Origin of the sequence: Priestia megaterium (assembly GCF_009497655.1) — a bacterium.
Taxonomy (GTDB): domain Bacteria; phylum Bacillota; class Bacilli; order Bacillales; family Bacillaceae_H; genus Priestia; species Priestia zanthoxyli.
On record NZ_CP023317.1, the window covers coordinates 213,148 to 237,351 of the forward strand.

At 39.5% G+C, this 24,204-nt stretch carries 20 protein-coding genes and 3 riboswitches; all 20 genes read left to right on the top strand.

All coding sequences use genetic code 11. From position 1 onward, the window contains the following. Window positions 1-189 precede the first annotated feature (189 nt). Window positions 190-474: a co-chaperone GroES gene (groES, locus tag CEQ83_RS01235; protein WP_013055026.1), complete on the top strand. Its 285-nt coding sequence runs from the start codon at window positions 190-192 to the stop codon at window positions 472-474. Window positions 475-541: 67 nt separating this feature from the next. Next, entirely contained in the window at window positions 542-2,173 is a 1,632-nt protein-coding gene (gene groL / locus CEQ83_RS01240; protein WP_028412700.1) for a chaperonin GroEL, read from the top strand. A 158-nt stretch (window positions 2,174-2,331) separates the two neighbouring features. Then, window positions 2,332-3,282, top strand: coding sequence for an AAA family ATPase (locus tag CEQ83_RS01245; RefSeq protein WP_155016971.1), 951 nt, complete (start codon window positions 2,332-2,334; stop codon window positions 3,280-3,282). A 10-nt stretch (window positions 3,283-3,292) separates the two neighbouring features. Further along, window positions 3,293-4,486 carry a DUF58 domain-containing protein gene (locus tag CEQ83_RS01250; protein ID WP_228123025.1) on the top strand — a complete coding sequence of 398 codons (1,194 nt, stop codon included), beginning with the start codon at window positions 3,293-3,295 and terminating at the stop codon, window positions 4,484-4,486. Beyond that, window positions 4,479-6,671 carry a transglutaminase TgpA family protein gene (locus CEQ83_RS01255; RefSeq protein ID WP_098112441.1) on the top strand — a complete coding sequence of 731 codons (2,193 nt, stop codon included), beginning with the start codon at window positions 4,479-4,481 and terminating at the stop codon, window positions 6,669-6,671. The genes CEQ83_RS01250 and CEQ83_RS01255 overlap by 8 nt, the downstream gene beginning before the upstream one ends. Before the next feature lie 39 nt (window positions 6,672-6,710). After that, window positions 6,711-6,812: riboswitch (purine riboswitch) on the top strand. A 123-nt stretch (window positions 6,813-6,935) separates the two neighbouring features. Next, on the top strand, window positions 6,936-8,465 hold the full coding sequence (guaA, locus tag CEQ83_RS01260; RefSeq protein ID WP_028412703.1) for a glutamine-hydrolyzing GMP synthase: 1,530 nt from the start codon (window positions 6,936-6,938) through the stop codon (window positions 8,463-8,465). A 97-nt stretch (window positions 8,466-8,562) separates the two neighbouring features. Then, window positions 8,563-8,664: riboswitch (purine riboswitch) on the top strand. A gap of 132 nt (window positions 8,665-8,796) precedes the next feature. Then, window positions 8,797-10,122 (top strand): NCS2 family permease, encoded by a 1,326-nt coding sequence (locus CEQ83_RS01265; protein ID WP_013055032.1) that lies wholly within the window; start codon window positions 8,797-8,799, stop codon window positions 10,120-10,122. Window positions 10,123-10,845: 723 nt separating this feature from the next. After that, a complete protein-coding gene (locus CEQ83_RS01270; RefSeq protein ID WP_154974148.1) occupies window positions 10,846-11,046 on the top strand; it encodes an NETI motif-containing protein in 201 nt (66 codons plus the stop codon). 84 nt (window positions 11,047-11,130) lie between these two features. After that, a riboswitch (purine riboswitch) is annotated at window positions 11,131-11,232 on the top strand. Between the two features lie 128 nt (window positions 11,233-11,360). Beyond that, window positions 11,361-11,849, top strand: a complete 489-nt coding sequence (gene purE, locus CEQ83_RS01275) for a 5-(carboxyamino)imidazole ribonucleotide mutase (protein ID WP_028412533.1) — start codon at window positions 11,361-11,363, stop codon at window positions 11,847-11,849. After that, the gene (purK, locus tag CEQ83_RS01280; RefSeq protein ID WP_013081438.1) at window positions 11,842-12,987 is read left to right on the top strand and encodes a 5-(carboxyamino)imidazole ribonucleotide synthase; all 1,146 of its coding nucleotides are present in this window, start codon (window positions 11,842-11,844) and stop codon (window positions 12,985-12,987) included. The genes purE and purK overlap by 8 nt, the downstream gene beginning before the upstream one ends. Further along, window positions 12,984-14,276 carry an adenylosuccinate lyase gene (gene purB, locus CEQ83_RS01285; protein ID WP_155016972.1) on the top strand — a complete coding sequence of 431 codons (1,293 nt, stop codon included), beginning with the start codon at window positions 12,984-12,986 and terminating at the stop codon, window positions 14,274-14,276. Before purK ends, purB begins: the two co-directional genes overlap by 4 nt. A 74-nt stretch (window positions 14,277-14,350) precedes the next feature. Continuing rightward, window positions 14,351-15,058: a phosphoribosylaminoimidazolesuccinocarboxamide synthase gene (gene purC, locus CEQ83_RS01290; RefSeq protein WP_028412531.1), complete on the top strand. Its 708-nt coding sequence runs from the start codon at window positions 14,351-14,353 to the stop codon at window positions 15,056-15,058. Window positions 15,059-15,065: 7 nt separating this feature from the next. Then, complete coding sequence (purS, locus tag CEQ83_RS01295; RefSeq protein WP_014461938.1) at window positions 15,066-15,317, top strand: phosphoribosylformylglycinamidine synthase subunit PurS; 252 nt, start codon at window positions 15,066-15,068, stop codon at window positions 15,315-15,317. Continuing rightward, complete coding sequence (purQ, locus tag CEQ83_RS01300; protein ID WP_013055039.1) at window positions 15,314-16,000, top strand: phosphoribosylformylglycinamidine synthase subunit PurQ; 687 nt, start codon at window positions 15,314-15,316, stop codon at window positions 15,998-16,000. Before purS ends, purQ begins: the two co-directional genes overlap by 4 nt. Then, entirely contained in the window at window positions 15,984-18,215 is a 2,232-nt protein-coding gene (purL, locus tag CEQ83_RS01305) for a phosphoribosylformylglycinamidine synthase subunit PurL (RefSeq protein WP_028412530.1), read from the top strand. The genes purQ and purL overlap by 17 nt, the downstream gene beginning before the upstream one ends. Next, entirely contained in the window at window positions 18,191-19,606 is a 1,416-nt protein-coding gene (gene purF, locus CEQ83_RS01310; RefSeq protein ID WP_013055041.1) for an amidophosphoribosyltransferase, read from the top strand. The genes purL and purF overlap by 25 nt, the downstream gene beginning before the upstream one ends. A 26-nt stretch (window positions 19,607-19,632) precedes the next feature. After that, the gene (purM, locus tag CEQ83_RS01315) at window positions 19,633-20,670 is read left to right on the top strand and encodes a phosphoribosylformylglycinamidine cyclo-ligase (RefSeq protein ID WP_028412529.1); all 1,038 of its coding nucleotides are present in this window, start codon (window positions 19,633-19,635) and stop codon (window positions 20,668-20,670) included. Beyond that, entirely contained in the window at window positions 20,667-21,245 is a 579-nt protein-coding gene (purN, locus tag CEQ83_RS01320; protein WP_014461934.1) for a phosphoribosylglycinamide formyltransferase, read from the top strand. Before purM ends, purN begins: the two co-directional genes overlap by 4 nt. A gap of 103 nt (window positions 21,246-21,348) precedes the next feature. Then, on the top strand, window positions 21,349-22,887 hold the full coding sequence (gene purH, locus CEQ83_RS01325; RefSeq protein WP_025752921.1) for a bifunctional phosphoribosylaminoimidazolecarboxamide formyltransferase/IMP cyclohydrolase: 1,539 nt from the start codon (window positions 21,349-21,351) through the stop codon (window positions 22,885-22,887). A 13-nt stretch (window positions 22,888-22,900) separates the two neighbouring features. Next, window positions 22,901-24,175 (top strand): phosphoribosylamine--glycine ligase, encoded by a 1,275-nt coding sequence (gene purD, locus CEQ83_RS01330; RefSeq protein ID WP_028412528.1) that lies wholly within the window; start codon window positions 22,901-22,903, stop codon window positions 24,173-24,175. Window positions 24,176-24,204 lie beyond the last annotated feature (29 nt).

Consider the following 24,204-nt stretch of genomic DNA (forward strand, 5'->3'; position numbering starts at 1 on the left):
AGAATGCTTTATTTCTCAAAATCGTCGAAATCTAAGACTATTATATGTAGTTGTCGTAAATTTTAAATTTTTTTTGTTTAATACTTGCAAAAAAAACCCACTTTGTTTTAATATAATAATTGTGTTAGCACTCGTTGAGGTTGAGTGCTAATAAAAATGCAAACATATTATTTGAGGAGGTTGTTTCACTTGTTAAAGCCATTAGGTGATCGCGTAGTGATTGAACTTGTAAAATCTGAGGAAAAAACAGCAAGCGGTATCGTGTTACCGGACAGTGCAAAAGAAAAACCACAAGAGGGTAAAATTGTTGCTGTTGGTACAGGCCGAGTATTAGAAAGCGGTGAGCGTGTAGCTTTAGAAGTAGCTGCGGGCGATCGTATCATCTTCTCAAAATATGCGGGTACTGAAGTGAAATACGAAGGTACTGAATACTTAATTTTACGCGAAAGCGATATTTTAGCTGTAATCGGCTAATTTTAACCACAAACTTATCATACGTAAAAAATAGATTATTAAGAACATCTTGAGGAGGTCAAGGAACATGGCAAAAGACATTAAATTTAGCGAAGAAGCACGTCGCGCAATGCTACGTGGTGTAGATACATTAGCAAATGCTGTAAAAGTAACGCTTGGACCAAAAGGTCGTAACGTTGTATTGGAAAAGAAATTCGGTTCACCGCTTATTACAAATGACGGTGTAACAATTGCAAAAGAAATCGAATTAGAAGACGCATTTGAAAATATGGGTGCTAAATTAGTAGCCGAAGTTGCTAGCAAAACAAACGACGTTGCTGGTGACGGTACAACTACTGCAACGGTTTTAGCGCAAGCAATGATCAGAGAAGGTCTTAAAAACGTAACGGCTGGTGCTAACCCAATGGGTATCCGTAAAGGTATGGAAAAAGCAGTAGCTGTAGCGGTTGAAGAACTAAAAGCAATCTCTAAACCAATTCAAGGTAAAGATTCAATTGCTCAAGTAGCGGCTATCTCAGCAGCTGACGAAGAAGTAGGTCAATTAATTGCTGAAGCAATGGAGCGCGTTGGTAACGACGGCGTTATCACACTTGAAGAATCAAAAGGTTTCACAACTGAATTAGAAGTGGTAGAAGGTATGCAGTTTGACCGTGGATATGCATCTCCTTACATGGTAACTGATTCAGATAAAATGGAAGCTGTATTAGATGATCCATACATCTTAATCACAGACAAAAAAATCGGTAACATTCAAGAAATCTTACCGGTATTAGAGCAAGTTGTTCAACAAGGCAAGCCTCTATTAATCATTGCTGAAGACGTAGAAGGTGAAGCTTTAGCAACATTAGTTGTGAACAAACTTCGCGGTACATTTACAGCTGTAGCTGTTAAAGCTCCTGGTTTCGGTGATCGTCGTAAAGCAATGCTACAAGACGTTGCGATCCTAACAGGCGGAGAAGTAATCACTGAAGAGCTTGGTCTTGACTTAAAAACAGCAGGCATCGATCAATTAGGTCGCGCTTCTAAAATTGTTGTAACAAAAGAAAATACAACAGTTGTAAACGGTGCAGGAAACGCAGAAGATATCCTAGCACGCGTAAACCAAATCAAAGCTCAGCTTGAAGAAACAACTTCAGAGTTTGACCGTGAAAAATTACAAGAGCGCTTAGCAAAACTTGCTGGTGGCGTAGCTGTAATCAAAGTTGGTGCGGCAACTGAAACTGAGTTAAAAGAACGTAAATTACGTATTGAAGATGCATTAAACTCTACGCGTGCTGCGGTTGAAGAAGGTATCGTAGCTGGTGGTGGTACTGCATTAGTAAATATCTATAATAAAGTAGCAAGCATCGAAGCTGACGGTGACACTGCTACAGGTATCAACATCGTATTACGTGCGATTGAAGAGCCTGTACGTCAAATCGCTCACAACGCTGGTTTAGAAGGATCAGTAATCGTTGAGCGTCTAAAAGGCGAAGCAGTTGGAACTGGATTTAACGCTGCGACTGGCGAGTGGGTAAATATGCTAGACACTGGTATCGTTGACCCAACAAAAGTAACGCGTTCAGCTCTTCAAAATGCTTCTTCTGTAGCGGCTATGTTCTTAACAACTGAAGCAGTTGTTGCTGACAAGCCAGAAGAAGGCGGAGCACCTGCAATGCCTGATATGGGCGGCATGGGTGGAATGGGCGGCATGATGTAATCAGTGCCCTACCTAAAAAAGCGACCAAGTACTCACTTGGTCGCTTTTTTGCGTGCGTTAATATTTTCAGATTTTTTTAAAATTTGTTAAGATAGTACTATGTTTATTGGAAAACTTATTAAACTCAAGGCTTAACTGAGTTTTAAGGGGGAGCTTTATTGATTCAGCTGGATCATATTAATAGTAAATTAAACCAAGTATTAGAAAACATCGATCAAATTGTGATTGGAAAACGTCACGTATCTACGTTGAGTTTGGTTGCTTTGCTTGCAGAGGGGCATATTTTACTTGAAGATGTGCCGGGTGTGGGGAAAACGATGCTCGTGAAGGCACTGGCCAAATCAATTGATGCAGAATTTAAACGAATTCAATTCACGCCTGATTTGCTGCCATCCGACGTAACAGGCGTTTCTATCTACAGTCCAAAAAACATGGAATTTCATTTTCGTCCAGGTCCTATCATGAGCCACATTGTACTCGCTGATGAGATTAACAGGACTTCTCCTAAAACACAATCGGCGCTTTTAGAAGCAATGGCTGAGCATCATGTAACAACCGATGGTATCACCCGGGAAATTCCGGCGCCTTTTTTTGTGATGGCTACTCAAAATCCTGTTGATTTTGATGGGACCTATCATTTGCCAGAAGCGCAGCTGGATCGTTTTTTATTCAAATTAAGCATGGGTTATCCTACGCAAGAAGAGGAGCTTCAAATTTTAAACGGCGTATCGACTCAAGTTAATCTTGAGGATGTCAAACCCGTCATGAGCATTCCGGAATTAGTACAGGCTCAAAAAACTGTAAGCAGTATTTATGTAGATGATGTGATCAAGCACTATATCATCGAAATCATTCGTAAAACGCGCTCTCATCCACATGTTTCGTTAGGTATCAGTCCTCGTGGAACGGTTTCCTTTATGAAGGCCGTTCAAGCATATGCTTTAGTGAAGGGAAGAGATTACTGTCTTCCTGATGATGTTCAAGAGCTTGCTTCGTATGTGTGTGAACATCGATTAACGCTAAGACCCGATACCCAGTACAGCGGCTTAACAGCGAGTGATGTGATGAAGCAAATTATGGCTGATACGAAAGTACCTGTTAAAAGGTAAGAGGTACTTTATGAAACAGTATATAAAAGTGATATGGAATAAATGTAGAGACTGGTTCGTTTTATTCTGCATCTTTACCGCTACGTTTTCTTACGCCATGTTTCAAGGAGGCTTTGTCAGCTGGTTTTTATTTTATAGCTTCTTACCTTTTGGATTATATGCGGTAGCCGTGTTGCTCTATCCGTTGAAGAAGTGGAATGTTGCTCGTGATGTGAAGCTACAGCCTCGATTCGCTGGAGATCATCTTTCTTATGACATTCACATTACACGCTCCTCGGCTTTTCCTGTTTATATGGCAGCGGTGAAAGAGGAGAGTAACCTTTTAGATCAAGAAGAAAGAACAATTTATCCGCTTTTTCAACGAAACGCTGTTATTCCATATGAAAGATCGTTTGTAGAAAGAGGAGAATATGAATTTTTTACGATTTCGATTGAAATGAGTGATTTATTAGGAATTGTAAAAAAGAAGGCATATTATCCGCTGCACCAGCGGTTTGTCGTGTATCCTCAAATCTATGAGATAGATATCCCGTTTCTTTTAGCAGGAATAGAAGAAGGAAAAAATGAAGTTTCTACGGGAAATCAATCTACTACGTTAGTGACAGGCATTAGAGAATATCAGCCGGGTGACCGATTAGGATCTATTGATTGGAAGGCGACGGCTCGTAAAGCTACGTTGATTTCTAAAGAGTTCGGTCATTATCATGAACGGAGTATGATTATCATTGCAGATGTTATGGGTCCTCTATACTTTGAAGAGCGAATGAGCTTTCTGGCATCCATGCTCATTCATGAAGAAACCAAGCGTAAAAAAGTCGATTTTCTTTTAGCTGGAGATGCCCTTTTTTCGCAGGAAACCTCTGAACAAAGGGAGGCTGATAACCTGTTGCATCACTTAGCACGTGCACAGCCTATTAGCAACCGAGCATTCGAAACAGAATTTCAGAATATTGCTATTCAAAAGCAGCATTCTTTTATGGTAATTGTCAGTCAGGTTACAGGGACTCTTATTGGCCAGATTCAATCCAAGCTGAGCCCTCATGCTAAGGCTTCACTCATTGTCGTTAAAAATGAAGGAGCGGGGCTTAGTGACGAAGAGACAGTTATTGTCAATGGCATACAATCTTCTGCTTTAACGATTGAAGTCGTTCATATTGATCTTCCTCTATCACTAAAGGAAGTGAGGGCGGAAATAAGTGAATAAATCAGCTTGGTATGTAAAAAACGTCTTATTATACGCGGGAGCTTTCTTTTTATTAGTGGAATGGCTTCTCCCTTTAAATGAAGTCACTGATACGAATCAAATTCAATACTTTATCCTGTTTGTCGCTTACTGTTTTTTGAGCTTAACGTTTCGATTGCCGTTTATTGTGATGACGTTAGGGAGCATGTTGTTTATTTTGTTTTCACTTCACAATCTCTATTTTCAAGGTGCCTTCTTTTCTTCAGAATGGCTTCCAAGACTTTTGGAAATTCTTCAGTCAGATGTACAAAGTATCATGGAGTGGAATATAGCGAATTTATCCTTTGAAATGAGGAGCACTTTATTTTTTATCCTGCTTTGGATTATGGCTTATTTAATTCGATACTGGATCTTTTATCAAAAAAGAATTTTCTTCTTTTTCTTCTTAACCATTTTGTATATTACCGTATTGGATACCTTTTCTACTTACGATGCCGGAGCTGCTATTATTCGCGTGACGATTATCGGATTTTTATTAGTAGCCATGCTTCGCATCAATCCTGAACGTATAAAAGGTGCTAGCACCGAGCGTTTAGAAAATAGAAAACGATCGTTTCTTTTTCTAGGCAGTTTTTTAGCCATTGTCATTGTACTGGCTTATCTCGCCCCTAAACCAGGTCCGCAGTGGCCAGATCCGGTCCCTTTTATTGCAGCTCACACAACAAATCAAGGACAGGGAGAATCTGCAAGCGGTCAACGAATTGGCTATGATATGGACGATTCTAAATTGGGGGGATCCTTTGTCAATGATGATACGGTTGTGTTTACAGCTAAAGTAGAGGATGAGCACTATTGGCGTATTGAAACGAAGGATGTGTATACAGGTAAGGGCTGGGAGCTGTCTAAAGAGGAAGAAAAAGTGCCTTTCAAAGGAAATGAAAACTTACTCCCTCAATATGATTCAAGTGTTGCAGGAGAAGTAAGAAAAGCAGAAGTTACCTATTCGCAGCCTTCTGTTCATCTTATGCATGTTCCTCAACTGCTGTCTCTAACCTTAAAAAATGGCATTCAAGCCGATGTTACACCGACAAATGAAAAATTATATCCTTATCAAAATGATAAACTTGTTACTGTTCAATCGTATGAGCTAACGTATAAATATCCTGTGTTTGATACCGGGCTTCTTCAGCAAGCAGAGGAGAAAAAGTCAGAGAGTCTAGAGAATAATAATGAATTTATAGCAAGGTATACACAGCTTCCTGCTAATTTGCCAAAACGAGTAAAGGATTTAGCTCGTACGATAACAAAAAATAAAAACAATCGCTATGAAAAAGCGAAAGCCGTTGAAGAATACTTCCGATCCAATCCATATGTATATGATACTGAAAATGTTCCAATTCCTACGAAGAATAAAGATTATGTGGATCAATTTTTATTTGATACAAAAAGAGGATACTGTGATAACTTCTCTACTTCTATGGTCGTGCTGCTTCGTTCATTAGATATCCCTGCTCGGTGGGTAAAGGGCTATACAGAAGGTGATGCCACCGTCATTTCAGGAAGTAGTAAGTGGACAACCTATGAAATTACACAAAATAATGCTCATTCTTGGGTCGAAGTCTATTTTCCAGGAGCGGGCTGGGTACCTTTTGAACCAACAAAAAGTTTTTCTAATCCTTATGATTTTGTAGATAGCCAACCTAACAACTCTAGTGAAAATAGTCAAAGGGAAGAAGAGAAACAAGAAACGCAAGTCAAGGAGCAACCTAAGAAGAAAGAGCTTCCGGCACAAGAGAAAAGAGAGAAAGAAAAAACAGCTTCTCTTCAAAATGCTAAGTTGTCTATGAAATGGAAAGTGCTTTTCTACGGACTGATTGTAGTTATGTTAATAGTAATATATCTCAATCGATTTAAATGGTTTTTACCTTTTTATATCTCTTTTTATAAAAAGAAAGAGAGTGTGGAAACCTTTGAATCAGCGTATGCTTTTTTACTTAAAAGACTCGCTGCAAATGGACTAAAACGGCAAGAAAATCAAACGCTGCGCGACTTTGCAGGAGAAGTAGACGAAAAATTAAATACGGTAAATATGCTAAAATTAACGGAAAAATACGAGCGAGTTTTATATCGAAATGCAGATTCCATAAAAGAATGGAAAGAGTCGATTGAATTGTGGGAAAATTTAATCAAAAAAACGAGTTCTTGACCATTGTTTCGCGGATTGATAGAATATTCTCGAACTTACTATAAATGTTTCGTATACCTTCATATATCCTCGATAATATGGTTCGAGAGTCTCTACCGGGTCACCTTAAACGATCTGACTATGAAGGCAGAACAGTCTATTTGACGATAAACGTCGTGCTCAACTAGACTTCTGCCTTTGTTTTTTGAGGGAGAAGTCTAGTTTTTTTTATATTTTAGGGCATAATAACAAGTGATTATTTACACATTCGGAGAGGTGAACAAGATGGAAGGCATGATTGTTGTATTAGATTTTGGTAGTCAATATAACCAACTGATTACGCGTCGCATTCGCGAGTTCGGAGTATATAGTGAATTGCATCCGCACACAATTACAGCAGAAGAGATTAAAGCATTAAATCCAAAGGGAATTATTTTCTCTGGAGGCCCAAACAGTGTGTACGGTGAAAACGCATTTCACTGCGATGAAAACATTTTTGAATTAGGTATTCCTGTTTTAGGTATTTGTTATGGAATGCAATTAATGACTCATCATTTTGGCGGGAAGGTAGAAGGTGCTAGCCATCGTGAATATGGTAAAGCAGCGATTAACGTACAAAACGATTCATTAATGTACCATGAGTTGCCAAAAGAACAAGTTGTTTGGATGAGTCACGGTGATTTAGTTGTAGAAACACCAGCTGGTTTTGAAGTGGACGCAACTAGCCCATCTTGTCCAATTGCCGCAATGAGTAACAAAGAAAAGAATATGTACGGAGTGCAGTTCCATCCAGAAGTTCGCCATTCAGTGCACGGTAACCATATCTTAAAGAACTTCGTGTTTGAAGTATGTCATGCTGAAGCAAACTGGTCAATTGAGAACTTCATTGAAGTTGAAATGGATAAAATCCGTGAAACAGTTGGAGATAGAAAAGTACTTTGCGCACTTAGCGGCGGAGTAGACTCTTCGGTAGTAGCTGTATTAATTCACAAAGCAATTGGTGATCAGTTAACATGTATGTTCGTAGATCACGGTTTATTACGTAAAGGTGAAGCTGAAAGCGTAATGGAAACATTTAGCGAAGGCTTTAATATGAACGTAATTAAAATCGATGCAAAAGATCGCTTCTTAGAAAAATTAAGCGGTGTATCAGATCCTGAACAAAAGCGTAAAATCATCGGTAATGAATTTATTTATGTATTCGATGACGAAGCTGCTAAATTAAAAGGGTTTGATTTCCTAGCTCAAGGTACGCTATACACAGATATTATCGAGAGTGGGACAGCTACAGCTCAAACGATTAAATCTCACCACAATGTAGGTGGATTACCGGAAGATATGCAGTTCAAACTAATCGAACCGTTAAACACGCTATTCAAAGATGAAGTACGTGCATTAGGTTCTGAATTAGGTATTCCTGATAACATCGTTTGGCGTCAGCCTTTCCCAGGACCAGGTCTAGGTATTCGTGTACTTGGTGCAATTACGGAAGAGAAGTTAGAAATTGTACGTGAGTCGGATGCTATTTTACGTGAAGAGATTGCAAAAGCAGACTTAGAGCGCGATATCTGGCAATACTTTACGGTTCTTCCTGACATCCGCAGTGTAGGTGTAATGGGAGATGCTCGTACGTATGATTACACAATCGGTATTCGTGCTGTTACATCGATTGATGGTATGACTTCTGACTGGGCGCGTATTCCTTGGGATGTGCTTGAAGTTATCTCAACGCGTATTGTAAACGAAGTTAAGCATATTAACCGCGTAGTGTATGATATTACAAGTAAGCCACCTGCAACAATTGAATGGGAATAATATGTAAGAAAACCGAACAAACGAACATTCTTTTATAAGAATGTTCGTTTTTTGTTGACTTTTTTAAAAAGTTAATGGTAGGATAGTAACATAAAACAGCGAGATATAGCTTTAATGTCGTATAATCTTGGGGATAAGGCCCAAAAGTTTCTACCGAGCTACCGTAAATGGCTTGACTACGAGAAAGTAATACATGTATGTATAAAAATCTTTTGTTTTTTGCTCATACAGTTCTCTTTTAGTCGATTTTATGCCTTTACGCGCCATAGTGTAGAGGCATTTTTTATGGCTTGCCTAAGTGCATGCGGCTTCTATAAAGGGAGGAAAAAACGTGAAGAAGTATTTTCGTTTTGAAGAGCTTGGTACTAGCTACCGAAAAGAGTTTATAGCTGGCCTTACAACTTTTCTATCTATGGCTTACATTTTATTTGTTAATCCATCTGTGCTGTCACTAAGTGATGTAAAGGATCTACCTGACAGTATGAGAATGGACCAAGGGGCTGTATTTACAGCTACTGCTTTAGCGGCAGCTTTGGGATCAATTGTTATGGGAGTGCTTGGTAGATATCCAATTTCATTAGCTCCAGGTATGGGATTAAACGCATTTTTTGCTTATACAGTTGTTCTGACGATGGGAATTCCATGGCAGACGGCTTTAACGGGTGTTATGATATCAGGTGTTATTTTTATTCTTTTAACATTAACAAGCCTGCGAGAAAAAATTATTAATTCTATTCCTATTGAATTAAAAATGGCTGTTGGAGCAGGTATTGGTTTATTTATTAGTTTTATTGGTATGAAAGGTGCGGGAATCATCGTCAAAGATGATGCCACATTCGTTGGACTGGGTGATTTGACGAACCCAACAACATTACTTGCGGTTTTTGGTATTGTCATTACTATTGTATTAATGGTGCTTCGAGTAAATGCAGCTGTATTTATCGGTATGATTGTAACGGCTGTAGCAGGTATGGCTTTTGGTTTAATTGATACACCTAAAGCAGTGGTTTCATCGGTTCCTAGTCTTGACCCGACGTTTGGGGCAGCTTTCCAAAATATCGGTGATATCTTTACTGTAAAGATGCTAGTCGTCATTTTAACTTTCTTATTCGTTGATTTCTTCGATACAGCAGGTACGATGGTTGCTGTAGCGAGTCAAGCTGGGCTTATGAAAGATAATAAGCTGCCGCGAGCGGGCAGAGCGTTATTGGCAGATTCTAGTGCGATTGTAGTTGGTGCTGTTCTTGGTACCTCATCAACAACAGCTTACGTAGAGTCTACGGCTGGAGTAGCAGCGGGCGGACGTTCAGGATTTACTGCAATTGTAACGGCGGCGTTTTTCTTAGTTGCACTGTTCTTTTCTCCGTTGTTAGCGGTCGTAACACCAGCTGTTACTGCGCCAGCTTTAATTACGGTAGGAGCTCTGATGGTGTCAAACTTAGGAGAAATCAATTGGAAAGAGTTCGAAGTGGCAGTTCCGGCATTTTTCACGGTGATCATGATGCCATTAACGTACAGCATTGCAACAGGCATTGCGGTTGGCTTTATCTTTTATCCTATTACAATGTTATGCAGCAAGCGTGGAAAAGAAGTGCATCCCATTATGTATGCTCTCTGTATCATCTTCATACTCTATTTCGCGTTCTTAGCAGAATAGTTTAAATAAAAAAGCTCAGTTTAATGACTGGGCTTTTTTTTTATGGTAAGATAAGAAAACTGCATAGCGGCTAGATTGCTATTGTAATAGAGGTTAATTGGTTACTTTACTGAAGGTTTACTTCATTAACTTTTTTATTTATAAACTTTTTTAGAAAAACGATTGACTCTATATATTATATATGGTAAATTATTAAATGTCGCTGATGAACAGCGCAGTTGAGAGAAACATCTTAAAAAAAGATGTTGACATCAAAATAATAGAATGTTATACTAATAAAGTTGCTTCAGAGCAACGGTTGAACTTTGAAAACTGAACAAAGCGACAAACGTCAACGTTAATTTTTTATTTTTTAAATGAGCAAGTCAAACATTTCTTCGGAGAGTTTGATCCTGGCTCAGGATGAACGCTGGCGGCGTGCCTAATACATGCAAGTCGAGCGAACTGATTAGAAGCTTGCTTCTATGACGTTAGCGGCGGACCGAACACGGAAGTTAAGCTCTTTAGCGCCAATGGTAGTTGGGACTTTGTCCCTGTGAGAGTAGGACGTTGCCAGGCCAATAAAAAGACTAGTCATTCAATGACTAGTCTTTTTTGTTTCTAAAAATTACAGCATGAATTTAACTTTTAAATTATGTTACACTATAGTGGATTCATTTAATTTTTGTTATAAAAGCTCTTTTTGACGCTGTAAGAAACTTTTTTCGAACTGGAGGCTGCATTTTGGGTAAGAAATCAAAAAAAGTACTGTATGAATTACAAGAAAATGAAACAATCGCAAGTTGTTTAGATCGGATGAAAAAAGATGGGTATATGCCTGTTCGACGAATGGAAAAGCCTATTTTTGAAGAAAAAGAAATAAATGGTAAAAAGGACTATGTTCCGGTAAAGCAACGGATTGTTTTCGAAGGGAAAAGTCTCTAAATACGAACATTTTAATGATAAAAATAGTAAACATTCGATTTTTAGGTTGACTTTTTTCTAGTTTGGCTGTTATTATTAAGTTGTCAATTGAGATATCCGAAACCTCATATAATAGTGGGAATATGGCCCACGAGTTTCTACCCGATGACCGTAAATCATTGGACTATGAGGAGAGTACAATTACTAAATAGGTAAACATGATTCCTTTTCAAAAGGAATGTTGATACATGAAACCTAGGGTAGTTGTGGCTTTCCTTTAGTGAGCCATAACTTACCCTAGGTTTTTTTATAACGTGAAAAAGGAGCTTTTATTCATGAATGTAAAAGTTGCTGTTGTAATGGGCAGTCAGTCAGACTGGAGCACTATGAAATATGCGTGTGACATTTTAGATGAATTAAATATTCAATATGAAAAGAAAGTTGTATCAGCACATCGAACGCCGGATTATATGTTTGAATATGCTGAAACAGCGAAAGAACGAGGGATTAAAGTTATTATTGCTGGCGCTGGGGGTGCTGCGCACTTACCTGGTATGATTGCCGCAAAAACAATTTTACCTGTAATAGGAGTACCCGTTAAATCAAGTAACTTAAACGGTTTAGATTCACTTTTATCGATTGTTCAAATGCCAGGCGGCGTACCGGTAGCTACAGTAGCTATTGGGAAAGCTGGTTCTACGAACGCTGGCCTGCTAGCAGCACAAATCTTAGCAACACAGGATCCAACGTTAAGTGATCAACTTGAAAATCGTAGAGAGTCTATTAAATCATCTGTGTTAGAAAGTAGTGATCAACTTGTCTAATTTACTTATACCTCCTGGTAAAACAATTGGAATCGTAGGCGGTGGACAGCTAGGAAGAATGATTGCACTATCTGCTAAAGAAATGGGTTATTACATTGCAGTGCTTGAACCAACAGAAGATTCTCCTTGCGGTCAAGTAGCAGATATTAAAGTCATTGGCAACTATGATGATAGAAAAGCGGTTGAACAGCTTGCTGAAGTGTCAGATGTCATCACCTATGAATTTGAAAACGTTGATGTTGAGATGATGAAATGGCTAGAAACAAAATGCTACGTGCCACAAGGCAGTCATTTACTAGCCGTTACACAAAATCGTCGTTTAGAAAAAGAAATGATTACAAAGCTTAATCTAGACGTTCCTGATTACGCAATCGTTACGACTGAAGAAGAACTTTTAAAAGCTGTCGAAACAATTGGTTATCCATGTGTCGTAAAAACTTGCCGAGGCGGATATGACGGTAAAGGGCAAGTTCTAGTGAAAAATGAGAATAATATTCGTGAAGCAGCTGAGCTATTAGCACAGTCGGAATGCATTGTAGAACAGTGGATGAACTTAGATAAAGAAGTATCAGTTATTGTACACCGAAATGCAAAAGGCGAAACGGTATGTTTACCAGTAGCTGAGAACATTCATAAGCATCATATTTTGCACCAAACGATTGTTCCGGCACGTATTACAGCAGATCAAGAAGCGAAAGCTCTTCAATATGCGCAAGAAATAGCAAAAGGATTAGATTTAGTTGGTACATTAGCAGTTGAGATGTTCCTAACTGAAGAAGGTCAGCTTTATATAAATGAAATGGCACCTAGACCTCATAACTCAGGTCATTATTCAATCAATGCTTGTGATCTTTCTCAATTTCAGCAGCATGTAAGAGCCATTTGTAACTGGACCCTAGCACAGCCGACTTTATTAAAACCTGCTGTGATGGTTAACCTATTAGGGGAACATATTGAGAACACAATGGCAAAAATCGAATGTTTAGATGATATGCACTTACATTTGTACGGAAAAAAAGTTGCAAAAGAGAAGAGAAAAATGGGACATATCACGGTATTAGCTGATAAGATAGATGAGGCGATAGAAAAAGCCGAATCTCTAGGAATTTGGGAAAGAACGGAGGAAGTAACAACATGATTGAACGTTATACAAGACCAGAAATGGCAGCTATTTGGACAGAAGAAAATAAATTTAAAGCTTGGTTAGAAGTTGAAATTCTAGCTTGCGAAGCATGGTCAGAATTAGGACATATTCCGAAAGAAGATGTGAAGTTAATTCGTCAAAATGCATCTTTTGATATTAACCGCATCAATGAAATTGAACTAGAAACGCGTCATGACGTAGTAGCTTTCACTCGTGCAGTATCTGAAACGCTTGGTGAAGAGCGCAAGTGGGTACACTACGGTTTGACTTCAACTGACGTAGTTGATACAGCTCTATCTTATTTATTAAAGCAAGCTAATGAAATCTTGCTAAGTGACGTAGAGCGCTTTGTAGAAGTACTAAAGGAAAAAGCTCAAGAACATAAATATACGGTTATGATGGGACGTACACACGGTGTACACGCTGAGCCAACGACATTTGGTTTGAAAATGGGATTATGGTATGAAGAAATGAAGCGTAACCTAGAGCGTTTAAAACGTGCTGCAGCTGAAGTGGAATTTGGTAAAATGTCAGGAGCAGTTGGAACGTTCGCTAACATCGATCCTTTCGTTGAAAAATACGTATGTGAGAAGTTAGGAATTTCACCAGCACCAATCTCTACGCAAACATTACAGCGTGACCGTCATGCACACTATATGTCAGTACTAGCGTTAATTGCGACATCTATTGAGAAATTTGCAGTAGAAGTTCGCGGTCTTCAAAAAAGTGAAACACGTGAGGTTGAAGAATATTTTGCAAAAGGTCAAAAAGGCTCATCTGCAATGCCTCATAAACGTAATCCAATCGGTTCTGAGAACGTAACGGGACTTGCTCGCTTAATTCGCGGCTATATGGTTACAGCTTATGATAATGTACCGCTTTGGCATGAGCGTGACATCTCTCATTCATCGGCAGAGCGTGTCATCTTACCTGATGCAACGATTGCTTTGAATTACATGTTAAATCGTTTTGCAAATATTGTTAAAAACTTAACAGTATTCCCTGACAACATGAAGCACAACATGGATCGTACACTAGGGCTAATTTACTCACAGCGTGTACTTTTAACATTAATTAACAAAGGTATGGTACGTGAAGAAGCATACGACTTAGTACAGCCAAAAGCAATGGAAGCATGGGAAACGCAAGTTCCTTTCCGTTCTTTAATTGAAGGCGAAGAGCGCATTACTCGCCACTTATCGCCAGAAGAGATTGAAGATTGCTTCGATCATAAGCACCATTTAAAAAATGTAGATATGATTTTTGAACGTTTAGGTCTTTAATAAAAAAGGCAAGGCACGTCCTTGCCTTTATCTAAGAAAGTGTATCTGAATATTCTGTATGTAGAGGTGACAGCATGGAAAAGCAAGAGTTACTTTATGAAGGAAAAGCGAAAAAAATTTACGCTACTGATGAGCAAGATGTACTGTGGGTTGCTTATAAAAATGAAGCTACAGCATTCAACGGTCAGAAAAAAGCAGAGATTAGCGGAAAAGCACAGCTGAACAATCAAATTAGTAGTTTACTATTTTCAATGTTACATGAGCAAGGGATTACAACTCACTTTGTGAAGCAGCTTTCAGATCATGAACAGGCGGTTAAGAAAGTAGAAATTGTTCCGCTTGAAGTCGTTGTACGAAATGCTACAGCAGGAAGCCTTGCGAAGCGAATTGGCGTAGAAGAAGGTATTCGTTTTGAACAGCCAATCGTTGAACTTTACTACAAAGATGATGCGCTTGGTGATCCATTAATTCTTGCAGAACATGCGATTTTCCTTAAGGCTGCAACTCAAGAAGAGATTGATAGTTTAAAGGCACAAGCACTTCAAATCAACGAAGTATTATCGAAATTTTTCAAAGATAAAGACATTTTCTTAGTGGATTTTAAATTAGAATTCGGCCGTACTTCTCAAGGCGACATTATTTTAGCGGATGAAATTTCACCTGACACTTGCCGCTTCTGGGATGTTCATACGAACGAAAAATTAGATAAAGATGTATTCCGCAGAGACTTAGGCGGTTTAACAGAAGCATACGAAAAAATCTTACAGCGAATCGGAGGATAACCCAACCATGTATAAAGTAAAAGTATTTGTCACATTAAGAGAAAGTGTATTAGACCCTCAAGGAGTAGCCGTTAAAAATTCATTGCACCGTATGTCTTATGAAGAAGTTCAAGAAGTACGCATCGGTAAATTTTTAGAGCTAACAATCGACAGCACAGATTCATTAGATGAACGCGTAAAAGAAATGTGTGAAAAGCTTTTAGTTAATACAGTAATTGAAGATTACCGTTACGAGGTTGAGGAGGTTGTCGTACAGTGAAATTTGCTGTAATTGTTTTTCCAGGATCAAACTGTGACGTAGATATGTATCATGCTATCAAAGATGAGCTTGGTGAAGAAGTAGATTACGTTTGGCACGATACAGAATCATTAGATCAATATGATGGTATCTTGCTTCCAGGTGGTTTCTCATATGGAGATTACCTTCGTTCAGGTGCTATCGCTCGCTTCTCAAATGTAATGGATGCTGTAAAAAAAGCAGCAAGCCAAGGAAAGCCAGTACTAGGTGTATGTAATGGATTCCAAATTTTATTAGAAGCAGGATTACTGCCAGGTGCTATGCGCCGTAATGAAAACTTAAAATTCATCTGTAAAACAGTGAATTTGAAAGTAGCTAATAACGAAACAATGTTTACAAATGCTTATGGCAAAGATGAAGTAATTGCTATTCCAGTGGCACACGGTGAAGGCAACTACTATTGTGATGAACATACGTTACAAAAATTGATTGAAAACAACCAGATTCTTTTCCAATACGCAGGTGATAATCCAAACGGAAGTCTTCAAGATATTGCAGGGATTACGAACGAAACAGGCAACGTATTAGGAATGATGCCTCACCCAGAAAGAGCGGTAAGCGATCTTTTAGGAAGCGCGGACGGACTTAAATTATTTCAATCAATCGTAAAGCAGTGGAGGGAACAAAATGTCGTTACTTCTTGAACCAAATGTAGAGCAAATTAAAGAACAAAAGTTATATCGAGATATGGGATTAACAGACGAAGAGTTTGCGAATGTAGAGCAACTGCTTGGTCGTACTCCTAACTATACAGAAACAGGCTTATTCTCTGTTATGTGGTCAGAGCACTGTAGCTATAAAAACTCTAAGCCTGTACTGAAAAAATTCCCTATCACGGGTGAAAAAGTATTACAAGGTCCTGGTGAAGGAGCTGGTATCGTTGATATTGGTGATAACCAAGCCGTTGTATTTAAAATCGAAAGTCATAACCATCCATCAGCGATTGAACCTTATCAAGGAGCAGCAACTGGTGTAGGTGGCATCATTCGTGACGTCTTTTCAATGGGAGCAAGACCGATTGCACTTTTAAACTCTTTACGTTTTGGTGAATTAACATCTCCAAAGGTTCGTCATTTGTTTGAGGAAGTAGTAGCGGGAATCGCAGGTTACGGTAACTGTGTAGGAATCCCAACAGTAGGTGGAGAAATTCAGTTTGAAGCTTCATATGAAGGAAATCCGCTTGTTAACGCTATGTGTGTTGGTTTAATTAACCACGAAGATATTCAAAAAGGTCAAGCCAAAGGCGTTGGCAACACGGTTATGTACGTAGGAGCAAAAACGGGACGCGACGGTATCCACGGCGCTACATTTGCTTCTGAAGAGCTATCTGATCAGTCAGATGAAAAACGTCCTGCTGTACAAGTAGGAGATCCATTTATGGAAAAACTTCTTCTTGAAGCTTGCTTAGAGCTTATCAAGTGTGACGCTTTAGTAGGTATTCAAGATATGGGTGCTGCGGGCTTAACAAGTTCTTCGGCAGAGATGGCAAGTAAAGCAGGTTCTGGTATTGAAATGAACCTTGATCTTGTACCTCAGCGTGAAACGGGTATGACACCATATGAAATGATGCTTTCAGAATCTCAAGAGCGCATGCTCATCGTTGTTGAAAAAGGCCGTGAAAATGAAATCGTCGAAATCGTTGAAAAATACGGATTAGAAGCTGTTTCAGTCGGTCACGTAACCGACGATAAGCGCCTTCGTTTAACTCATAACGGAGAAGTAGTAGCAGATGTTCCTGTAGATGCATTAGCAGAAGATGCACCGGTATACCACAAACCATCTCAAGAACCAGCATACTATCGTGAGTTCCAAGAGCAGTCAGCATACGCTCCTACTGTTGAAAATCACAGTGATATGTTAGTAACGCTTTTAAAACAGCCTACGATTGCAAACAAAGAGTGGGTTTACAACCAATATGACTACCAAGTACGTACAAACACAGTTGTATCTCCTGGATCTGACGCGGCGGTTGTTCGTGTACGTGATACAAATAAAGCATTAGCGATGACAACAGACTGTAACTCTCGCTATTTATACCTAGACCCGGAAGTAGGCGGCCGTATCGCAGTGGCAGAAGCTGCTCGTAACCTTGTATGTTCAGGTGCACAGCCTCTTGCGATTACAGACTGCTTAAACTTCGGCAACCCTGAAAAGCCAGAAATCTTCTGGCAAATTGAAAAAGCAACAGACGGTATGAGCGACGCTTGCCGTGAGCTATCGACTCCGGTTATCGGCGGTAACGTATCTCTGTACAATGAGACAAAAGGTGAAGCAATTTACCCAACTCCTGTTATTGGAATGGTTGGTCTAATCGACGATATCAACCATATTACAACTCAATATGCGAAGCAAAAAGATGACTTAATCTATGTTATTGGTAAAGCTGAAGCAGAATTCGCAGGTACTGAGCTTCAAAAAGTACTAGAAAACGGTACGGTATTCGGCCAGTCACCTAAATTAGATTTAGCGGTTGAAAAAACACGTCAAGATCAGCTTCTTCAAGCAATTCGTGAAGGTGCAGTTCAATCTGCTCACGATATTGCAGAAGGAGGATTCGCGGTAGCCCTAGCTGAAAAAGTGATGAACGGCAGCGGGTTAGGCGTAAACGTAACGGTAGACGGTGAAGCAACAGCAGAGCTATTCAGTGAAACACAATCACGCTTTGTCGTAACGGTTTCACCAGAGAATAAAGAAAAATTCGAAATGCTTGTACAAGATGCAACATTAGTAGGACGCGTAACAGAAGACGCAACATTAACTGTTAAACATCAAGAAAATGTTCTTGTTCAATTATCAGTTGAAGAATTAACTACTGCTTGGAAAGGAGCGCTTCCATGCTTGCTGAAATCAAAGGCTTAAACGAAGAATGTGGCGTATTCGGTGTATGGGGACATGAAAATGCAAGCCAGATTGCTTATTACGGTTTGCATAGCTTGCAACACCGCGGACAAGAAGGCGCTGGTATTGCTGTAACAGACGGAGAAAAAGTGACAGTGATGAAAGGCGTCGGTCTTGTTAACGAAGTATTTGGCCACGGAGAGTTAGAGCAACTAAACGGTAAAGCAGCAATTGGACACGTTCGTTATGCAACAGCTGGAGGCGGAGGGTTTGAAAATGTTCAACCCCTTCACTTCCGCTCTCATAGCGGAAGCCTTGCGTTAGCTCATAATGGAAACTTGGTTAATGCAAATGCATTAAAGCATCAGCTGGAAAACCAAGGGAGTATTTTCCAATCAACATCTGATACAGAAGTACTTGCTCATTTAATTAAACGAAGCGGCTATGAAGATATGAAAGATAAAGTGAAAAATGCTTTATCCATGGTTAAAGGCGCATACGCATTCGTTATTTTAACGGAAGATACGATGATGGTTGCACTTGATCCTCACGGACTGCGTCCATTATCAATTGGACGATTAGGTGATGCCTATGTAGTAGCTTCTGAAACATGTGCGTTTGATATTGTTGGAGCGGTTCATGAGCGTGATGTAGAGCCTGGTGAGTTACTTATTATTAATGATGAAGGTATTCAATCAGAGCGATTCACACTAAACGTAAACCGTGCTATTTGCAGTATGGAATATATTTATTTCTCAAGACCAGATAGTAATATTGATGGAATCAATGTTCACTCTGCTCGTAAAAACCTTGGGAAACAACTTGCAGTTGAGTCACCGATTGAAGCAGACGTTGTAACAGGCGTTCCGGATTCAAGTATTTCAGCAGCGATTGGTTTTGCAGAACAGTCAGGGATTCCATACGAATTAGGTTTAATTAAGAATCGATACGTAGGCCGTACATTCATTCAGCCTTCACAAGAATTGCGTGAACAAGGTGTAAAAATGAAGCTGTCTCCTGTACGTAAAATTGTAGAGGGTAAACGTGTTGTCATGGTAGATGATTCTATCGTTCGCGGCACAACAAGCCGTCGCATTGTTCGTATGCTTCGAGAAGCAGGAGCAACTGAAGTACATGTACGCATCAGTTCACCTCCTATTAAAAATCCATGTTTTTATGGAATTGACACATCGTCATCCTCTGAGTTAATTGCTGCTACGCGCTCTGTTGAAGAAATTCGTGAATTGATTGAAGCTGATTCACTTGTTTTCTTAAGCAACGAAGGTTTAGTAGACGCAATCGGCAGACAGTATGAAGGCAACGGCGGACAGTGTATGGCATGTTTTACTGGAAAGTATCCAACTGAAATTTATCCAGATACTGTACACCCTCATGAAAAGGTAACTTGTTAGTTTTAACGTAAAAAAGGAGTGACAACATGTCATATTCATATAAACAAGCTGGAGTTGACTTAGAAGCAGGATATGAAGCTGTTTCACGTATTAAAAAGCACGTAGAACGAACTGCTCGTGCAGGTATTATGGGAACAGTCGGCGGCTTTGGCGGAATGTTCGATTTATCTACATTGAATTTAAAAGAGCCTGTTCTTGTTTCTGGTACAGATGGAGTAGGAACAAAATTGAAACTTGCTTTTCAAATGGATAAGCATGACACAATCGGTGTGGATGCAGTGGCCATGTGTGTAAACGACGTTTTAGCACAAGGAGCAGAGCCTCTCTACTTCTTAGATTATATTGCTTGCGGGAAAGCAGTTCCTGAAAAAATTGAATCGATTGTAAAAGGAATTGCAGACGGCTGTGAACAGTCCAACTGTGCGTTAATTGGCGGAGAAACAGCTGAAATGCCAGGTTTATACGAAGAAGATGAATATGATCTTGCAGGGTTTACAGTAGGAGCGGTAGAAAAGTCAGAAATTATTACTGGAGATGAGATTAAAGCTGGACAGCTGTTGATCGGTATTTCATCTAGCGGTATTCACAGCAACGGCTACTCTCTTGTACGTAAAATTGTTGATGATCAAGGATTAAATCTTCACGAAACTTACGCTGGTTTTAATGAAAAGCTTGGAGTTGAGTTATTAACACCAACAAAAATATACGTGAAGCCGGTTTTAAAAGCATTACATGCAGCTAAGATTGCAGGTATGGCTCATATTACTGGAGGCGGATTTGTTGAAAATATCCCTCGTATGCTTCCTGAAGGTTTAGGTGTAGAAATCGATTACGGTTCTTGGCCAATTCCATACGTGTTTGATTTCCTTGAAGAGCAAGGCAAGCTAGACCGTAAAGAAATGTTCGAAGTATTCAATATGGGAATCGGATTTGTTTTAGCTGTTGAACCTGAAGATATGAATAAAGTCATTGAAGCAATTGAAAACGAAGGCGAAAAAGCATTTGTTATCGGACGTGTCAAAGAAGGAACAGGTGTTGAATTTGCTGGAGGGACGTTTGCATGATAAATATTGCAGTGTTTGCTTCTGGAAACGGCAGTAATTTTCAATCCATCTACGAAGCAACTCAGTCAGGTCGATTAAAAGCAAATATCGCGCTTGTTGTTTGCAATAAACCCGATGCATACGTAATTGAACGAGCAAAAGCATGTGGAATACCATGCTTTGTTTGTTCGCCTAAAAACTATGAAAATAAAGAAGCGTATGAAGCAGCAATTCTTGCAGAGCTTACATCAGCTAAAGTAGAATTTCTTGTTTTAGCAGGATATATGCGATTAGTTGGTTCGACGTTGCTTAAGCCATACAAAAATCGTATTGTTAATATTCACCCTTCGCTGTTACCTGCATTTCCTGGGATTGATGCTATTGGTCAAGCTTTTGATGCAGGAGTAAAAGTGATTGGAATTACCGTGCATTTTGTAGATGAAGGCATGGATACAGGACCAATTATTGACCAGCAGGCTATTCGCATTGAAAAAGGCGATACAAGAGAAACAGTTGAGGCCCGTATTCATGAAATTGAACATCAATTTTATCCCGCGGTACTGAATGAATTATTTGAACAAGCCGCAGTTAAATAAATAGGATGTAACCTTGTCAAAAAAGTTTTAATCCTTTACTATGGTAGAGTAGTAGTGGAAGAAAGATTTTAAATGAGAGATCGGATCAGGAGGAGTTTACAAAATGACAGCAAAACGCGCGCTTATTAGCGTATCTGATAAAGAAGGTATTGTTTCATTTGCACAAGAATTAAAGGACTTAGGAGTAGAAATTATTTCAACTGGCGGTACAAAGCGTACCCTAGAAGAAAACGGCATTGACGTTATCGGAATTTCTGAAGTAACTGGTTTCCCAGAAATTTTAGACGGCCGTTTAAAAACATTGCATCCTAACGTTCACGGTGCTTTATTAGCGTTACGCGATAATGAAGAGCATCAAGCTCAAATGAAAGAGCATAATATCTCGCCAATCGACTTTGTAGTTGTAAACTTATACCCATTTAAAAAGACAATTGAAAAAGAGGATGTAACGCTTGCTGAAGCGATTGAGAATATTGACATCGGTGGACCTACAATGCTTCGTTCAGCTGCGAAAAACTATCGTTCTGTCTCAGTTGTAGTAGATCCAAGCGATTACGCAACCGTAGTAGAAGAGTTAAAAGCAGATGGCAATGTTTCATTTGAAACCAACCAACGATTAGCAGCAAAAGTATTCCGTCATACGGCAGCTTATGATGCATTAATCGCTGAATACTTAACAAATATTACAGGTGAAACAACTCCTGAGAAATTAACAGTAACGTATGAGCGTGTTCAAGGCTTACGATACGGAGAAAACCCTCACCAACAAGCTTCTTTCTATAAAAAGCCGTTAACACAAAAAGGTTCTATTGCAACAGCTACGCAGCTGCATGGAAAAGAGTTATCATACAATAATATCAACGATGCAAACGCAGCTCTTCAAATCGTAAAAGAATTCAAAGAGCCGGCTATCGTAGCGATCAAACATATGAACCCTTGCGGTGTAGGTGTGGGTGAAACAATTGCTCAAGCTTATCAAAAAGCATACGAAGCGGATCCTACATCTATCTTTGGCGGCATCGTAGCAGCTAACCGTCCTATCGACCGTGAAACGGCTATTCAGTTAAAAGAAATTTTCTTAGAAATTATCATTGCTCCTGCGTTCGATCAAGAAGCATTAGATGTATTAACAGCTAAGAAAAACCTTCGTTTACTAACGATAGAGCTTGATGAAAAAGCAGAAAAAGAAGCTTTCTTAACGTCTGTAAAAGGCGGCGTGCTTGTTCAGGATGAAGACGTATTTGGATTTGATGATGCAACGATTACTGTTCCAACGAAACGCGAGCCAACAGAAAAAGAGTGGGCAGATTTAAAATTAGCATGGAAAGTTGTTAAAAATGTTAAGTCTAATGCTATTGTACTTGCAAAAGATGACATGACAATTGGCGTAGGTGCTGGTCAAATGAATCGCGTGGGCGCTGCAAAAATTGCAATTGAACAAGCTGGTGAAAAAGCACAAGGTTCAGCTTTAGGTTCAGATGCTTTCTTCCCAATGGGCGATACAGTAGAAGCAGCAGCTAAAGCAGGAATCACAGCTATTATTCAGCCAGGCGGATCAATTCGTGATGAAGAGTCAATTGCAAAAGCAGATGAATACGGCATTGCAATGGTATTTACAGGCGTAAGACATTTTAAACATTAATGAGGTGAAGAACGTGAATGTTTTAGTTATTGGAAAAGGCGGAAGAGAGCATACAATTGCATGGAAAGCTTCAAAAAGTCCACTTGTTAAAGAAGTGTTTGTAGCACCAGGAAACCCAGGCATGAGAGATGTGGCAACGATTGTACCAATCGATGAAAGCAGCCAAGAAGAGCTTGTGCAGTTTGCAAAAGAAAATAAGATTGGATTAACAATTGTTGGACCAGAAAATCCGCTAATTGAAGGCATTGTTGATCGATTCGAACAAGAAGGTCTTCCGGTCTTTGGACCGCGCAAACAAGCAGCGATGATTGAAGGAAGCAAAAGCTTTGCAAAAGAGCTCATGAAAAAGTATGATATTCCAACCGCAGCGTATGAAACATTTACGTCTTACGAGGAAGCAAAAGCATATGTGGAAAAGCAAGGCGCTCCAATTGTTATTAAAGCAGACGGCTTAGCAGCTGGTAAAGGTGTAACTGTTGCTTTAACAGTAGAAGAAGCCGTAGATACATTACGTGATTTTCTAGTTGACCAAAAATTTAAAGAAGCAAGTGCAAAAGTAGTTGTAGAAGAATTTTTGGATGGTGAAGAATTTTCATTAATGGCATTTGTACGCGGTACAAACGTATATCCAATGGTAATTGCACAAGATCATAAGCGTGCTTTTGACGGCGATCAAGGTCCGAACACAGGAGGTATGGGAGCTTACTCTCCTGTTCCGCAAATCAGTGATGCAGAAGTACAAGAGGCTGTAGAAAACATCTTACTTCCAATGGCTAAAGGATTAGCTGAAGAAGGCTGTGAGTATACGGGAATTCTATATGCTGGTCTGATTCAAACACAAAAAGGACCAAAAGTGATTGAATTTAATGCGCGTTTTGGAGATCCTGAAACACAGGTTGTACTGCCGCGTATGAAAAGCGATTTAGTCGATGTGCTTCTTCGCATTTTGAAAGAAGAAAAAGTAGAAATTGAATGGGATGACGAAGCGGCTATCGGAATCGTATTAGCAGCAGCAGGCTACCCAGAAGATTATCAAAAGGGTGCGCCAATTAACGGGTTGGATGCGATTAGTGAAGACGCGCTTGTTTTCCACGCTGGTACAGCTTTAGAAAACGACACATACGTTTCAAACGGCGGCCGCGTTCTATTAGTAGGTGCCAAAGGAGCAACCCTTCAAGAAGCGCAGCAAGAAGTATACAAACAAATGGCTCATATCGATGTAGAAAAAGGCTTTTTCTATCGCAAAGACATCGGCCATCGTGCATTAGCAAAAGCAGCTTTAAAATAAAAAAGGAGAGCTCCGGCTCTCCTTTTTAC

Bases quoted from the DNA above. Each gene is read 5' to 3' on its own strand.
- groL (WP_028412700.1), top strand. From the start codon at position 542: ATGGCAAAAGACATTAAATTTAGCGAAGAAGCACGTCGCGCAATGCTA.
- CEQ83_RS01250 (WP_228123025.1), top strand. From the start codon at position 3,293: ATGAAACAGTATATAAAAGTGATATGGAATAAATGTAGAGACTGGTTC.
- guaA (WP_028412703.1), top strand. From the start codon at position 6,936: ATGGAAGGCATGATTGTTGTATTAGATTTTGGTAGTCAATATAACCAA.
- purE (WP_028412533.1), top strand. From the start codon at position 11,361: ATGAATGTAAAAGTTGCTGTTGTAATGGGCAGTCAGTCAGACTGGAGC.
- purB (WP_155016972.1), top strand. From the start codon at position 12,984: ATGATTGAACGTTATACAAGACCAGAAATGGCAGCTATTTGGACAGAA.
- purC (WP_028412531.1), top strand. From the start codon at position 14,351: ATGGAAAAGCAAGAGTTACTTTATGAAGGAAAAGCGAAAAAAATTTAC.
- purS (WP_014461938.1), top strand. From the start codon at position 15,066: ATGTATAAAGTAAAAGTATTTGTCACATTAAGAGAAAGTGTATTAGAC.
- purL (WP_028412530.1), top strand. From the start codon at position 15,984: ATGTCGTTACTTCTTGAACCAAATGTAGAGCAAATTAAAGAACAAAAG.
- purF (WP_013055041.1), top strand. From the start codon at position 18,191: ATGCTTGCTGAAATCAAAGGCTTAAACGAAGAATGTGGCGTATTCGGT.
- purM (WP_028412529.1), top strand. From the start codon at position 19,633: ATGTCATATTCATATAAACAAGCTGGAGTTGACTTAGAAGCAGGATAT.
- purN (WP_014461934.1), top strand. From the start codon at position 20,667: ATGATAAATATTGCAGTGTTTGCTTCTGGAAACGGCAGTAATTTTCAA.
- purH (WP_025752921.1), top strand. From the start codon at position 21,349: ATGACAGCAAAACGCGCGCTTATTAGCGTATCTGATAAAGAAGGTATT.